The 13959-nt window shown below is 40.7% G+C and carries 13 protein-coding genes; 9 read left to right on the plus strand and 4 right to left on the minus strand.

Translation table 11 applies throughout. The features are described from left to right. From H6679_01190 to H6679_01200, 3 genes are all read right to left on the minus strand, one after another. On the minus strand, positions 1-1452 hold the full coding sequence (locus tag H6679_01190) for a glutamate--tRNA ligase (GenBank protein MCB9492869.1): 1452 nt from the start codon (positions 1450-1452) through the stop codon (positions 1-3). A gap of 107 nt (positions 1453-1559) precedes the next feature. Next, positions 1560-2171, minus strand: a complete 612-nt coding sequence (locus H6679_01195; GenBank protein ID MCB9492870.1) for a hypothetical protein — start codon at positions 2169-2171, stop codon at positions 1560-1562. An 8-nt stretch (positions 2172-2179) separates the two neighbouring features. Beyond that, positions 2180-2953: a hypothetical protein gene (locus H6679_01200; GenBank protein ID MCB9492871.1), complete on the minus strand. Its 774-nt coding sequence runs from the start codon at positions 2951-2953 to the stop codon at positions 2180-2182. Positions 2954-3121: 168 nt separating this feature from the next. Between H6679_01200 and H6679_01205 the strand changes: the two genes are divergently transcribed. The 8 genes from H6679_01205 (at position 3122) to H6679_01240 (ending at position 11135) form a co-directional block, all read left to right on the plus strand. Further along, on the plus strand, positions 3122-4105 hold the full coding sequence (locus H6679_01205) for a cysteine synthase family protein (GenBank protein ID MCB9492872.1): 984 nt from the start codon (positions 3122-3124) through the stop codon (positions 4103-4105). Positions 4106-4113: 8 nt separating this feature from the next. Then, a complete protein-coding gene (gene dapF, locus H6679_01210; protein MCB9492873.1) occupies positions 4114-4962 on the plus strand; it encodes a diaminopimelate epimerase in 849 nt (282 codons plus the stop codon). Further along, positions 4959-5774 (plus strand): ankyrin repeat domain-containing protein, encoded by an 816-nt coding sequence (locus H6679_01215; protein ID MCB9492874.1) that lies wholly within the window; start codon positions 4959-4961, stop codon positions 5772-5774. The genes dapF and H6679_01215 overlap by 4 nt, the downstream gene beginning before the upstream one ends. 25 nt (positions 5775-5799) lie before the next feature. Next, positions 5800-6597: an ankyrin repeat domain-containing protein gene (locus tag H6679_01220; protein ID MCB9492875.1), complete on the plus strand. Its 798-nt coding sequence runs from the start codon at positions 5800-5802 to the stop codon at positions 6595-6597. A 32-nt stretch (positions 6598-6629) separates the two neighbouring features. Then, positions 6630-7616 carry an ankyrin repeat domain-containing protein gene (locus tag H6679_01225; GenBank protein ID MCB9492876.1) on the plus strand — a complete coding sequence of 329 codons (987 nt, stop codon included), beginning with the start codon at positions 6630-6632 and terminating at the stop codon, positions 7614-7616. A 34-nt stretch (positions 7617-7650) separates the two neighbouring features. Next, on the plus strand, positions 7651-8484 hold the full coding sequence (locus H6679_01230) for an ankyrin repeat domain-containing protein (protein ID MCB9492877.1): 834 nt from the start codon (positions 7651-7653) through the stop codon (positions 8482-8484). Between the two features lie 174 nt (positions 8485-8658). After that, positions 8659-9945, plus strand: a complete 1287-nt coding sequence (locus tag H6679_01235; GenBank protein MCB9492878.1) for a hypothetical protein — start codon at positions 8659-8661, stop codon at positions 9943-9945. 92 nt (positions 9946-10037) lie between these two features. Then, positions 10038-11135, plus strand: coding sequence for an ankyrin repeat domain-containing protein (locus H6679_01240; protein ID MCB9492879.1), 1098 nt, complete (start codon positions 10038-10040; stop codon positions 11133-11135). Between the two features lie 62 nt (positions 11136-11197). Here H6679_01240 and aspS read toward each other — a convergent pair whose 3' ends face one another. Continuing rightward, the gene (gene aspS / locus H6679_01245) at positions 11198-13000 is read right to left on the minus strand and encodes an aspartate--tRNA ligase (protein ID MCB9492880.1); all 1803 of its coding nucleotides are present in this window, start codon (positions 12998-13000) and stop codon (positions 11198-11200) included. 184 nt (positions 13001-13184) lie between these two features. Here aspS and H6679_01250 point away from each other — a divergent pair, with 184 nt between their 5' ends. Beyond that, positions 13185-13952, plus strand: a complete 768-nt coding sequence (locus H6679_01250; protein MCB9492881.1) for a hypothetical protein — start codon at positions 13185-13187, stop codon at positions 13950-13952. Positions 13953-13959 lie beyond the last annotated feature (7 nt).

Here is a 13959-nt window from a genome sequence, read left to right on the forward strand (position 1 = left end):
TTATTGATCGAGCTTAAGGTTATTTATAGCTTCAAGTCGTTGTTTAATTTTTTCAGTTTCAAGCATGGCAAACAGGTCGTGCATGCCAACACCTTGAAAGTTTCCGGTTAGCAAATAACGAACACTGCCAAACACATCTTTTATTTTCAGGCCTTGTTGTTTTGCCTGTGTTTTGAGTTCGTCTAAGAAGTGATCAGTGTTTTTAATGTTATCTGCTTGGTTGCTGATGATAGTGAGGATAGTGGTGTATTTTTCACTGCCAAGCCACTCGAGCAGTGCTGTTTTTTCTACAGTTGGATCTGTGAAATAACATGCAAGGAGCGCCTTAGCGTCAAGCAACGTGTTCATTTCACCGCGCACTATTTCAAGAAGTTGTTCAAGTTTGTTTGCGGTAGGCATTGCATTTTGGCCATAAGCGGCGGTTAATACTGGTGTTACATGTTTGGCAAGTTCTGGTACTGAGATTTTATTAATCCATTTGTGGTTAACCCAGGTGAGTTTGTCAAGATCATATTTGATGGTGCCCGTTGCATGGATGTTGTCAAAATCGAAGTTTGTGATCAGCTCTGAAACACTTTGAATTTCCTGTTCAAAGCTGGCGCCAACAATGGCCATGTAATTGCAAATAGCTTCAGGTAAAAAGCCAGCACTTTTAACATCATCAAGGCTAAAACCAAAATCACGCTTTGACAGCTTTTCGCCACTGATGTTGCAAATAATTGGTAGGTGCCAAAATACAGGTAATTGTACAGCGAATGCGTGGTACAATGCGGCTTGTAGTGCGGTATTTGAAAGATGATCTTCTCCGCGCACGACGTGGGAAATATTCATGAGCCAGTCGTCGATAAAGTTGGTAAACAAAAACGTGAACGACCCATCTTGCCTGGTAAGGGCAAAGTCACTGAAGTGTTTAAGTTCAAAATCTATTGAGCCACGTGCAAGATCATTGATGGTGATAACTTGGAGATCGTTGAGTTTGAAGCGCCAGATGAAGGGTGTTCCTGCTGTCTGCTTCAGCTCAACGCGACTTTGCGCCATCCCCATACAGGTTCGAGCGTAGCGTGGTGGTTTACCTGCCGCAAGCTGTACAGTACGCTGTTGTTCAAGTTGTTCTGGCGTGCAAAAGCACGGATACACCTTGTTGGTATTGATGAGTTCGTTAAGGTGCGTTTGGTAAAGCTCTTTGCGGTCAGATTGCCTGTAAGGACCAAACTCACCAGGCTTTTTTGGTGTTTCGTCAAAACGAAGTCCAAGCCAGAAAAGATCGTCAAATATTTTTTGTTCAGCATCTTTAATGTTACGGGCTTGGTCGGTGTCTTCAATACGTATAATAGTTGTGCCATTTTTTTGTCGAGCAAACAGATAGTTCATAAGTGCTGCACGAATGTTGCCAATGTGCATAAAACCAGTGGGAGACGGTGCAAAGCGAACGCGTACTTTTTGATGTTTCATAATACAAAGCCTTTTGCAAAAATAGACTATCAAGTAAACCGACTTAAGTCAGATTACTCTAGCAGAGACTGGTGTTTTTTTGTAGAGGCGGCTGTTTTTTGTCTTGTTTAAGACAAATATGAAGCTAAAAGATTGCTGACTTCATGTATGGTTGTATTTTCCGCTGCAACTACTGCTTGTCTGAACTCTTGGGGGTTAAAATTTTGATGGGCGACAATGAGTTTGATGACTTCAAGGAGTTGTAGTCCCTGAGTGCTTAGTTTCAGGCATTCTTCAACGAGCTTGTCTGCCTCTTGTACATCTTCTGCGTAGTAGAGTCTGGTTGCCGTTTTTACGAAGTTTTTAAAGGCAATGGCAAGATTTTCAAGCATTACTGTGCAAAGTACAAGTGGGGTTTTATTTCGGAAAGTGGGTGTATTGATTAAGATGGTGTTATTTGTTTTGAGTAAGTTTTTGATTTCTTCAAAAATGGTATCAATATTTTCGTTACTATGATGCGCGTTAACAAGCCATGCGCGCAAAAGTGTTACATGAAGCCGTTGCGTAGATTCGATTGCTTGATATGGTTGGATTACTGATTTAAATGATGATGCTGAAAAGGCGTCGACCAGAGTTCTAACACTGGGGGGATCAACATCAAGCACTTCGGTCATAGGGGAGATTCGTGCTGAGGTAGCACATAAAAGCGTTAGTAAAAATAACGCTTTTCTTACATCCATAATGTTCATTAAAACGTTGGGGAACTCATGTAGAGTTCTGGGTTAAGCTGTTCACCAGAGAATACAGCTTTAGGGTTTTTAATGAATATTGTTTCTCTGCATAGGGGGCACTTATCGTTTTGTGTTATGTCGGTATATTGCCAGTCGTATCTTTTGCTATCTACAACGTTAAGGTTTTTGCTCACTAAAGCACAGAGAAGGTCCATATATTTTTTATCTTGTTTGATAGTTATATTTTTATTCATACAGTCTGTGCAAAAAAAATGTGGAACGTTTTCATTTTTGTGGAAAGCCAAGCTGTCTTTTTTTTCCAAGCAAATGCAGCATTCAAATACAAGTTCCTCATTGTGTGCAAGAAAACTCAAAGCTTTTCTTGGGTGTTGAGTTAATCTGTCTGTGCCAGCGTTGCTTACGGTGTGCTCTTCTGCTTTTTTCTGTATGCTTTTATGTAGATATGTTAGTGCTGTGGTTAGATCTTTTTTATCGCATTTTTGATCGAGATAGTAAAGATTAAAAATAACAACAGTAAGCGTATCGACAATTTCTTTGTATGTTTTAATGTTGATACCGTGATTTGCGTTTGTGTCGAGTATATAGACAAGGGTTGGGATGAAAAGGGAGAGCTGGTGAGCTCGAGCTTTCTCTTCAGTGCTCTTTAAAAGCTTTGTAATAGATGTTTGTCTAAGATGAAGTTTGTCAAATGCATTGTTCTGAGGTTTTATGCTGAAATGAGGAGAGCATAATGTTACTGTAAGCAATATTGTGTAAATTAATTTTTTCATGATAGAGCTTTCTTGAGGTAGGTAACTTTTTTTAGAGAGACATAGTCTAATTTTATTTTTTTTACTGTCAACGAGTACTGTAAAAAATAGAGTGACAAAATTGCATAAAGCGTTTTAAACTAAGGCGCTAAAAAATAGTACAATATAAATAAAGAACAGCGATAACTCATGAAAAAAAACTATCCCCTATTGCTTGATTTGATTGGTAACACTCCGCTAGCTCGTCTTGAGCTTGATACTCCGGCGACAGTGCTTGCAAAGTTAGAGTATTTTAATCCTGGTGGTAGCATTAAAGATAGAGCAGCCCTATTTATGGTGCAGGATGCTGAGCGGACAGGAAAGCTTAAGCCCGGTGGGACCATTGTTGAAGCATCGTCAGGCAATCAGGGCATTGCGCTTGCAACCATAGGCAGAGCAAAGGGATATCGTGTTATTATTACGGTTCCTGGCAGAACATCAGATGAGAAGGTTGCAACGCTTAAGGCATTGGGTGCTGAGGTAAGGCTGTGTCCGAATGTTGCGCGTCATGATGATCCACAGAATTATCATGCACTTGCAAAGCAGTTGGCAGAACAAATTCCTGGGGCATACATGCCAGACCAGTATTTTAATGTGCTTAATCCTGAAGCGCACTACCGCAGCACTGGACCAGAGATTTGGAATCAAACAAATGGAGAAGTAACTCACGTGATTATTGCTGCAGGTAGCTGTGGAACGATTTCGGGGGTTGGTAAATTTTTGAAAGAAAAAAATCCAAACATTAAAGTTATTGGTGTCGATGCTGCAAATTCGGCCTATTCAAGCAAAGAGCCCAAGCCGTACATGGCTGAAGGTCTGGGCATTGATGTTATTTCAGATACGCTGAATGAAGAAGTTATTGATCACATCATTCCAATTACCGACCAAGATGCATTTGCCGGAACAAAGAAACTTGCTCAAGAGTATGGTATTTTGGCTGGCATTAGTAGCGGTGCATTATTTCATGTTGCAGTGCAGTACGCGCCAACATTTAAATCAACAGATGTTGTGGTTCTTATTTTTGCTGATTCGGGAAGAGCGTATTTGAATAAGGTCTTTGTTAGTAGTGAGGTTGAATGTTGTCAACAAGTGGCCAACAAAAATATTGACTCAGTACAAAGATTGCGCAATTAAGAGATCTTGTGGTTCTAGATTCATTTGTCAAATACCATTCACTTGGAAACGATTTTGTTATTTTTGATTGGTTCAAGAAGCCTCGTTTTTATCTGAACGCTATCTTGCGTGATAGTAAGTGGCCAGAATTTGTCAGACGTGTATGTCAACGTAACACTGGCGTGGGTGCTGACTGTGTTTTGTTGATTGTTAGCAGTGAGCAAACGCGAGAGCCAGAATTATTAATTTACAATGCTGACGGAAGCTTTGCACAGAATTGCAGTAATGGTGTTCGTTGTGTTGCACATTACCTGCACATGCAGCGTTCATTTCCTGAGCAGTTTTCAGTAGCTATGAATGGGCGCAATGTTGTATGTACTATAAATAAGACGAATGTACCTGATGGCGATATTCAAGTTACCACTAATCTTGGCAATGTGCTGTATAAAAAAGAACATACGGTTCTTTGTGCGGATAAAAAATTACAAGGGCACGTACTGTCTGTGGGTAACCCACACTTTGTTGTACTTGAAAAAATTAAGCCTAGTTGGCTCGAGAAGTATGGTTACTCCATAGAGAACCATGAAAGCTTTGAGCAAGGAACGAATGTTGAGTTTGCCTGGCAACATGGTGACTCTGGGCACTACCAGCTCATTGTACATGAACGAGGGTGCGGTATGACGCAGGCGTGTGGTTCAGGAGCAAGTGCTGTTTTAGCACTCTTGTATTTTTTGAAAAAAATTGCGTATGATCAAAAAACAGTTGTGATTATGCCAGGAGGGGAAGTGATCGGATGGATGAGCCATAACGAAGATGTGATTTTGCAAGCAAGCGTTGAGTTCGTGTTTTCAGGAGTTTTACAAAAAGGGGAATTATGAAGAAGTGTCTTTTGCTGGCTATGTTATGTTGTATTTGCTCTGGTACTATTGTTCAAGCGAAAACATTTGTTGCGCCGGTTACTGTTGTTAAGAAGGCAAAGCTCTATGGTGATTTGATAACACCAAAAACAGAAATTTTTGACGCAGCTGGTCAGGGGGATCGACATCTCACGTTTCATCTCATTGAAGTCTTTAGTTCTTCAGAGGGTGACGAATTTCTTTCTCAAAAAGATCTTAGTAGTATTTTTAGACTGCTTGCGCAAAAGGCAGATGTTGCGCAGTGCGATGAACAAGGGAAAACATTGCTACATGATTTGGTTGCAGTTGGGGACACTAAAGCAGTCGAAATTGTTTTGGCACGCAAGCCTGACGTAAACACGCAAGACAATGATGGGGAAACGCCATTGCACGTTGCAACTCGCAGAAATAATGGAGAAATTGTTACCCTACTGTTGAAGGCTGGTTCTGATTGGAAGATGCTTGACTTTGATGATTATAGCCCGTTACATTTTGCCGCGCTGTACGGTAATAAAAGTGTTTTGGATGCCCTTGTAAGTTATCAGGGGGTTGATATAAATCATGCAAATGACTTTGGTGTGACACCAATACAGATTGCCGCTATGTGGGGGCTTGTCAATAATGTCCGCTTGCTTTTGCTTGCAGGAGCTGATCCTGAATTGTCTGATGTTGATGGGAGGAATGCTCTTGATCATGCATGTCAGTGTGGCCATGACGATGTTGTTAGTCTTATCAAGCAACATCTGAGCAAAAGATTGGGTCACAGCGACAATAGTCTGCATGAGGAAGAGTAGTATTATTTTTTTAAGGGAGTTGGAGGTGACGGTGAGAAGCTACGTAGCAGGGGTGGCATTGCTGTTTGCGGTGGTGTGGTGTTTTCATGTTGGACAACAACGTGCCGAGGAGTTGGCGGGGTATGATGACAACATAGTTACGATCGATCAGCCCTTGAGTAAGGCACTGTATGACTCAGCCTATCAGGGTGATTGGCAAACCTTTTCATGTTTGCTAGATCAGTTTAAAGGTCCATATAATAAAGCGACAACGAAATTTATAAAAGATCTGTACTTTATGTTGTCATACAATCTTGATGTTACTCAGTGTGACAATCAAGGGGCTACGGCGCTGCATGATTTTTGTGTGACGGGTAACCTTGAATTTATCGATATTTTATTGCGTGATAAAAAAACAAAGGTTAATGCTCGAGACAACGAAGGTTGTACTCCTTTGCATTATGCAATGCAAGGGGGAAATGAGCAGGCCATAGTCAGACTTATAGAGCGCGGTGCAGATTGGTCAGTTGCCGACAAAGAAGGGCACACCCCGGTGCATTATGCAGTATGGTTTGCAACGCCGCATGCGATCGAAGTGCTTGTAAAAAAATGTGACATTAACAAAAATATTAAAAATCCTAAACTTGGTTACACACCACTTCATATGGCTGTTTTATGTGATCGATTTGACATGGCAACTGTTTTGGTAGAGCTTGGTGCAGATACATCGCTACTTGATAAACAAGGTATGACAGCGTTGCAGCTTGCTCAAAAGGAGGGGAAAATTGAGTTTGTCCAGCTCCTTGCAGGCGAAGTTGTCGAGCAAGCGTGTTGTGCTCATTAAGGTCATCGTAATAACCATGAAAAGGGGTGTCTATGAAAGCCTTGCATAAAAGCGTAGTAGCAGGATTAATGTTAACTAGTATGCTTGTTTACGGACAGCAGGCTGTCGATCTAGAGCAGGCAAGTACTATTTATTATCAACAACAAGAAAAGAAAGAAACACAAAAAAGCGATTTGTTGTCTGAATCTCAAAAGATTTTAACAGAGTTATTTCAAGAACTGCTTAGCGCTGTCTTTACGCAGATCAATATGACGCCGCTTCATCTTGCTTGTGCTTCAGTGGGTGATTGTGAGCAAAATTTTTGCTTTTTTCAAGAGGCTTTGCGTGAAGCCGATGATGTTAACCTGCAAACTGTTTGTGGCTTGACTCCTCTGCATTTTATTGTGTGTTCTTTCAGCGAGCGTACAGGAACAGACTATACATTGTATGTCAAGGCAATTGAAAAGCTTGTAGACCGTGGAGCCAATGTTAATGAACAAGACTGCCTCGGGTTTACACCACTGCATTATGCAGCATTGCACGGCTCTTTTAATGAAGTGGAAAAGCTTATAGAATGCGGGGCAGATGTTAACGCCATTAGTTTTCAGGGAATAACGCCACTGCATTTGGCAGCCATGAAAAAAAAGGCTTGCGTAGAATGTATGTATCACGAAGATTTACAGCAATTTTTTGATCAAAGATTGTTTGATTTTATTGTTTTTGATGAAGGTAGCGGCGGATGGCATCTTGTTGTTGCTGCTAGTCCATACACAAATAGTCTTAGTCCTGAGCACACAGATCATTTACAGGTTGTAAATGATCTGTGTGCTGTTAATGTGCAAGCTGATGTATGTGATGAAAATGGCTTTAAAGCGCTTGATTATGCTCAGCAATATGGTAATTTTGGAATAGTTAGTCTTCTTAAAGAGTATGAACGAAAACAGAAGATAAATTTATTGAGTGCTGATAGTGAAGAGAGTTTGTACGCAGATAGTTTTGACAGTTTGTATGCGGATAGCTTTGATCTGTTAGATTCATAAAGATAAAATAAACATCTTTTTTGCGGGGTGAATTATGTATAATCAGTTGCTACGTTTAAAAAAAATATCAAAACAGTTTTTTGGAGCGCTTGGTTTTTGTTGCTTGTCAGTAACAGCTATGCAGGCTGAAGGTGCTTTGCAAGAATATAAAAAACACTATGAAGAACTGATCGAACTCAAAGATAAGTTTGATCAAAAATATAGTGATAAGCTTGAAAAGTTGCGCGACGATGCCGAACTCAAAAGTATTAAAGATGCATTTGAAAAAACACGGCAACAACTGCTTGCAACACAGGATGCAGCCCAGCAAGAGTACAACCAGCAGTTACACGCCCAGGCTGAGGAAAGCAAAAAGGCATACGCAAAAGAACAGGATTTGTTTGAAGCGCTTGTTAGTACGATTGTGGTTGGTGACCAAGGTCAATTTGATGCTTTCTTTGCAAGCAATCCAGAATTTGATGTGAATACTAAAGATCCAATTGGTTTTACGCCGCTTCATTATGCTGCGGCTATGTTTAATGTAGAGGCAGCAAAGAAGTTGCTTGAAAAAGGTGCAGATATTAATGCTGCCGCTGGTATGTTTGGCTATACTCCGCTTGATGGCACAGTAGACGATTGCTCATGGAATCGTCTCGTCATAAAAGATGCTGAGCAAGACTTACCTGACATCATCAGTAGTCAAGTATTTCATGGACAAGGTCCTGATGGTCGTGTGGTTATTGCTTGGGCAAATGACGACAAAAAAACAGCGGTGGAAGATGCGAATCGGGATCAGATGGTCAAGTTGCTTGAAGAACATGGTGGCAAACATGCCCAGGTTGTTTCAGTGTTTGATTTTGATGATTTCTTTTGCGACGTCTTTTGTTAGTGACTGTTATTTAGAATGCAGCATGTGTTCTGCGTGCTGTTAACTTGATCCGAAAATTTTATCCCGGCTCTTAGCTGGGATTTTTTTTGAACGTCTTTTTTTAAATATTGATTCAATATGCTTGCGTGTGTCATTGTGCCTAAAGTCCAGCATGCTAAAAAAGGGAGTAAGGATATGTTTAAAAAATGTACAATTTTACGGAGTATGTGTTTTTTGGTGACAAGTTTTCTAGATGCTTCTGACCCAGCTTTTGAAGTTATTGTATTTAGGCAACCTATAACTAAAGAGAATGCTAAAGTTAAAGGCAGGGATGGTAATACAGTATTGCATTATATTACAGCGATTCGGGGGGATAAGTATGCTAAAAGTAAAAGCGTAATAAATGACCTTATTAAACATGGCGCTGACATAAATGCTCGTAATAATTATGGCGAGACTCCATTGTTGTCACCTTTTACCTGGACAATACGCTATAAAGATAGAGGGAATGACAAAGAAAATCCTGTAAAGGATAATATTCCCCTACTGATAGAAAAAGGTGCTAATTTTAAAGCCATAGATAATCAGAAAAATAATATTTTTCATCTCTTTATTCTCTCCTATGAATGTTACGATCGCTCACCAACTAATGATACAGGAATTCATTCAAAAAAGATGGTTCAATTTCTTTTGAGTCAACCTGGAGCAAAAGACTTGCTTGTACAGAAAAATAACGAAGGTAAAACGCCTGTTCAACTACTTCAGGAAGTGTGCACAAAGAGCCCATATCCTGGTCATCCTTTTTTCTCTCATATACTCGAAGCATTTAATGAGTTTTTTGCAAAGAATGGGATAGTTCAAGTATCTAGTACTGGTAGTGTGCCGCCACCTGCAGATTACTTTTCTGGTTCACCCGAACCAGAAAAGCCTAAGCCTGCTCAAAGACCGGTTGATCCAGAGCAGAGTAAAACAGCAGTTGTCATTGTGCCGACAGGTCCGATTGAGGATGAAATAGTAACGTATGTTTCTTCTTGTGTTCGGGGCAAAATAACTTTGGATGCATATAAGCAAAATGTTTCGGCGGTTATTGAAAGTGACAAAATTAATGGACTTGCTTTGTGTCAAAAGCTCTTAAGGAGTAAAATTATTTATCCAACAAATTTAAATGCCGATGGCAGAAGCAGAAGTGAGGAAACATTTAAATATCTTGTTGAAGATCTGAAGGTTATCAAGTTGAGTGACCCTACGATATATAGTTTTTTGGAGCACTTTGTAAATCTTAGCAGCAACCAAGCTGATCAGGAAGGGTATAATGCTGAGATTAAGCGGTTTCTTTTTGAGCCATATATTATTAGCAAGCTTAAAGGAACTTCTAAGTCTTCGAAAACTTCTCCTGTGGTGGAGCAAAATTCAATCGTAAGCATGATTCAGCTTGTCTCACTCAAGATTAAATACCTGATGGCTCGTGTAGTGGGCAAATAGCACAAACGTCCTATTTTCTTGCTTTTCTCTTTTTTTATTGCTTAGTGTGTTGACAGGAGAAAACAGTGTGGTTTTTTAGAAAGGAGAAAATCATGAAAGTATTATTTCATGTGTTGGGAGCTGCCAGTTTGTTAGCAGCGGGAACTGCGCTGTATGCGGAAGATGCTCAAGACCAAGTGTTGCAAAGCCAACAAGGCCGCGGTAAGTTTGAAAAATCACTTAACGAAACACCGCTTCATGCCGCGTGTAAGAAAAGAGACTTTGACCGCGTTAAAGAACTTGTTGAAAAAGAAAAAGCAGATGTAAACGCGAAAAACAAGTTTGGTGAAGTGCCGCTTCATTTTGCCTGTTTTGAAGGGGCTCTTGATATTGTTAAGTACCTAGTGGTGCATGGTGCTGAAATAAACGTTGAGATGTTTCAGGGCGATACGCCGATGGACTATGCAATTGAGGCAAACAAAAATGATGTAGTCAGATACTTATTGACAAAAAATGCTCAATACACGGTCGAAAATCAAAGGTTTGAAGAAAAAGAGCTGCATCTGGCATGTAGGGTGGGTAGCGGTATTACTTACATTCAAAAACTTGTTGAAGAACGTGGTGTTGATGTCAACGAGCCCAATAAGTTTGGCGATAGACCGTTACACTATGCCGTACGTAAGGGAGATTTGTCGGTTATTATTTATCTGCTTGGTCATGGAGCTGAAATAAATATTCAAAATAATTATGGTGAAACACCGCTTGATTATGCGATTGATGCTGAGCAAGATCATGTTGTAAAATTTTTGATTGAGAATGGAGCAAAGTTTACGCTTAACCACAAGCCTGAGCGAGGTGGTAAGTCGATACATGATACCTTTGATGGGCGAGGAAAGATAGAAAAAGCATTTCAAGAGACACTACTTCATGTTGCATGCAAGCATGAAGGTAATATTGGGCGTGTTAGAGAGCTTGTTGAAGCAGAAAAAGCAGATGTAAATGCTAGAAACAAATTTGGCGATACGCCTCTGCATTACGCCTGTTTGCACGGCGATGTCCAGGTTGTAGAGTACTTGCTTGAGCAGGGGGCTGAAATGAACGCAAGAAATTGTTTTAACGAAACACCGCTTGACTATGCCATTGGTGCTGATATGAGAGAGGTAATGAATTTTCTTGCTCAGAAAGGAGCAAAGTGGGGCGGTAGTTGCTAAGTTTACGACGATATAGCATTACTTGTAGGTACCGGCTTGCAGGCCGGCACCTACAAGGTAAATTAAACACTTGCTTGAGTTTGTTTTTTTGCTTGTGGCAATTTTCTAAGCCCAAGATCTTCAAGTTGGCTTGTGTCAACTGATGCTGGTGTATCCATCATTAGGCAGCCGCCCTTTTGCGTTTTAGGAAAGGCAATGACATCACGAATTGAATCAGTACCGGCAAGCATCATGACAATGCGGTCAATACCAAAGGCAATGCCACCTTCAGGCGGATAACCAAAGTCTTGTGCATCAAGCAAGAAGCCAAACTTTTCACGTGCTTGTTGCTCGTCTATGCCAAGAAGGTCAAATATTTTTTGTTGCATATCTGAGCAATGAATTCGAATTGAGCCGCCACCAAGTTCTTCGCCGTTGTAGACTAGATCATAGGCACGTGCTTTCATGTGGGCCGGGTCTTGAATATCTTCCCAGCCATGTTGTGGAGCGGTAAACGGATGATGTTTTGAATCCCAACGATTTTCTTCTTCGTTCCATTCAAACATTGGAAAATCCGTAACCCAAAACATGCTGTGCTTGTTTTCATCAATCAGGCCAAGTGCTTTGCCCAGACCCATGCGAAGTTGGCCGAGTAGCGACCATTGTTTTGTAAAATCACCGGCAACCATAAAGAGCGTGCTTTTACGTGTAAGCTCAGGAAGCAGTTTTTGTGCCCGTTCAAAAAAATCACTAGGTAGGTATTTACTTATGGATGAGTCGATGCTGCCATCTTCTTTCCAGCGGGCCCAAATCAAACCTTGGCCACCAAGTTCTTTGGTGACATAGTGTGTCCATTTATCAAGTTCTGCACGGGAAAACGAGTGGTCGTGTACACATAGTGCTCCAACTTTACCACTATTTTTGATAATGGTTTGCAAGAAGTTGAGTGGTGAATTTTCAAAGAGTGCAGTTACGTCATTAATCTCAAGATCAAAGCGCATGTCTGGTTTGTCTGAGCCAAAACGGTTAAACACATCATCAAAACTGTAACGCTCAAGTTTTTCTGGTAAGTCATGGTCAAAAAACTGTTTCCATATTTTACGCATCAGCTCTTCGCATAGCGTGTACACATCTTCTTCATCAACAAATGCTGTTTCTATGTCAAGCTGTGTAAACTCAGGTTGACGGTTTGCGCGTAAGTCTTCATCACGAAAGCAGCGAGCAATTTGAAAGTAGCGCTCGATACCGCCGGCCATCAAAAGTTGTTTGTAGATTTGTGGAGACTGTGGCAGGGCATAAAAGTTACCTAGTTGCAGGCGTGAAGGAACTAAAAAGTCTCGCGCCCCTTCAGGTGTGCTTTTTGAGAGTACTGGGGTTTCAATTTCATAAAAATCTTTTTGATTAAAAAATTCACGCATAGCAAAAATGAGATCATGTCTGAGTTTGAGGTGATCATGCATTTTTGGTCTGCGCAAGTCAAGGTAGCGAAATTTGAGTCTGAGCGATTCTGAAACATCTTGCGAATCAAGTTGAAATGGCAGTGGTTCAGACTCGTTAAGGATGCTCAAGTGTTCTACTTGAATTTCAATCATGCCCGTTGGCATTGACTCATTGACTAAATCTTTTGCACGGGCAATGACAGCACCTTGTGCCGCGACGACATATTCCGAGCGAAGCGAGTGAGCATAGGTTGCAGCGCCATGATGAATTTCAGGATTAAAGACAAGCTGTACAAGGCCAGTGTGATCACGTAGGTCAATAAAAACAACCCCTCCGTGGTCACGGCGTGTATTAACCCAGCCGCACAAGGTTACCTGCTCTCCGATGTTTTCTGCTCGCAGTTTTCCGCAATATGCGGTTCGTTTAAGCAGTTGCATACAATAAATCCTTCCTGAAATTGCTTTGAATGGCTAAAACGCCCTATGAAATCGTTCTAAGAGTCGATTATAGCACCTTTATGGTCAAAAGCAAAAATCAGATTTGCTCTTTACAGAATGAAAAAGTGGCGTACACTAAGTGTCTCAATAAAAAATTACTGTTTGTTTTATTTTTATATCGTGGGAGATATGTATGAAGATTGCTCGTAGTACCCTTGTTCTTATTTTGCTTGTATTGGCTGTAGGGGATGGTTTATTGTTGGCGTCTGAAAGCTCACTGGATAGTTATGAAAGTGCGAGTGGCAGTGAGTATAGTGTGAGTTCAGATTATGACGAGTGCTCAGATAGCGAAGAAGAATACAGCGAAGAGGAGTATGACTCAGAAGACGATTTCTATGATTGTGATGATTTTGGTGCTTGCATTGGTGCCAACTGGGTACCAGTGTTTTATGATACAACGGATTTGTATGTGCGCTCTGCTATGAGATCAAGAAAGAGAAAGCCTTATAAATCTCGCCTTCCCTTGCATGTATCAAAAGGGCAGGAATTGTCTAAGGAGCAAAAAGAAAAGCTGAGAGCTGCTGAACTCAAAGCGTTGCGTATGAGAGCTAGGAGTCTTCAAATATTTGAGTTGGATGTTGAAGAGTGCGAGGAGTTGTTTGACCCTTTAAATAATGCAGAAATTAAAGTTATTCGTCCGATGACTAAGGTGGAACAGAGTTTACGAATAAACCAAAATATAGCTTTGGCCTGTTCCAACAAAATGGGTGGTTATGTCATTGGAAAAGTTATAAGCAAGACCGAGTTCAAGACGGGACTGAGCCTACTTCACTCAATGAGAAAACTTATGACTGATGATGAGCTTGAAGTATTCAAAAAAGGTGTAAAAAGCTTTGGGCGCCAAGAGTTTGCCCACATTCCGTTTGTTGAACTTACCATACAAATGCGCAAAAACATTTAACAAAAAT

It is taken from the genome of Campylobacterota bacterium (genome assembly GCA_020633995.1).
Taxonomy (GTDB): Bacteria; Babelota; Babeliae; order Babelales; family RVW-14; genus JACKCO01.

Excerpts from the sequence above, each read along its gene's own strand:
- H6679_01190 (MCB9492869.1), bottom strand. The coding sequence starts at position 1,452 with ATGAAACATCAAAAAGTACGCGTTCGCTTTGCACCGTCTCCCACTGGT.
- H6679_01195 (MCB9492870.1), bottom strand. The coding sequence starts at position 2,171 with ATGGATGTAAGAAAAGCGTTATTTTTACTAACGCTTTTATGTGCTACC.
- H6679_01200 (MCB9492871.1), bottom strand. The coding sequence starts at position 2,953 with ATGAAAAAATTAATTTACACAATATTGCTTACAGTAACATTATGCTCT.
- H6679_01205 (MCB9492872.1), top strand. The coding sequence starts at position 3,122 with ATGAAAAAAAACTATCCCCTATTGCTTGATTTGATTGGTAACACTCCG.
- H6679_01215 (MCB9492874.1), top strand. The coding sequence starts at position 4,959 with ATGAAGAAGTGTCTTTTGCTGGCTATGTTATGTTGTATTTGCTCTGGT.
- H6679_01225 (MCB9492876.1), top strand. The coding sequence starts at position 6,630 with ATGAAAGCCTTGCATAAAAGCGTAGTAGCAGGATTAATGTTAACTAGT.
- H6679_01230 (MCB9492877.1), top strand. The coding sequence starts at position 7,651 with ATGTATAATCAGTTGCTACGTTTAAAAAAAATATCAAAACAGTTTTTT.
- H6679_01235 (MCB9492878.1), top strand. The coding sequence starts at position 8,659 with ATGTTTAAAAAATGTACAATTTTACGGAGTATGTGTTTTTTGGTGACA.
- H6679_01240 (MCB9492879.1), top strand. The coding sequence starts at position 10,038 with ATGAAAGTATTATTTCATGTGTTGGGAGCTGCCAGTTTGTTAGCAGCG.
- H6679_01250 (MCB9492881.1), top strand. The coding sequence starts at position 13,185 with ATGAAGATTGCTCGTAGTACCCTTGTTCTTATTTTGCTTGTATTGGCT.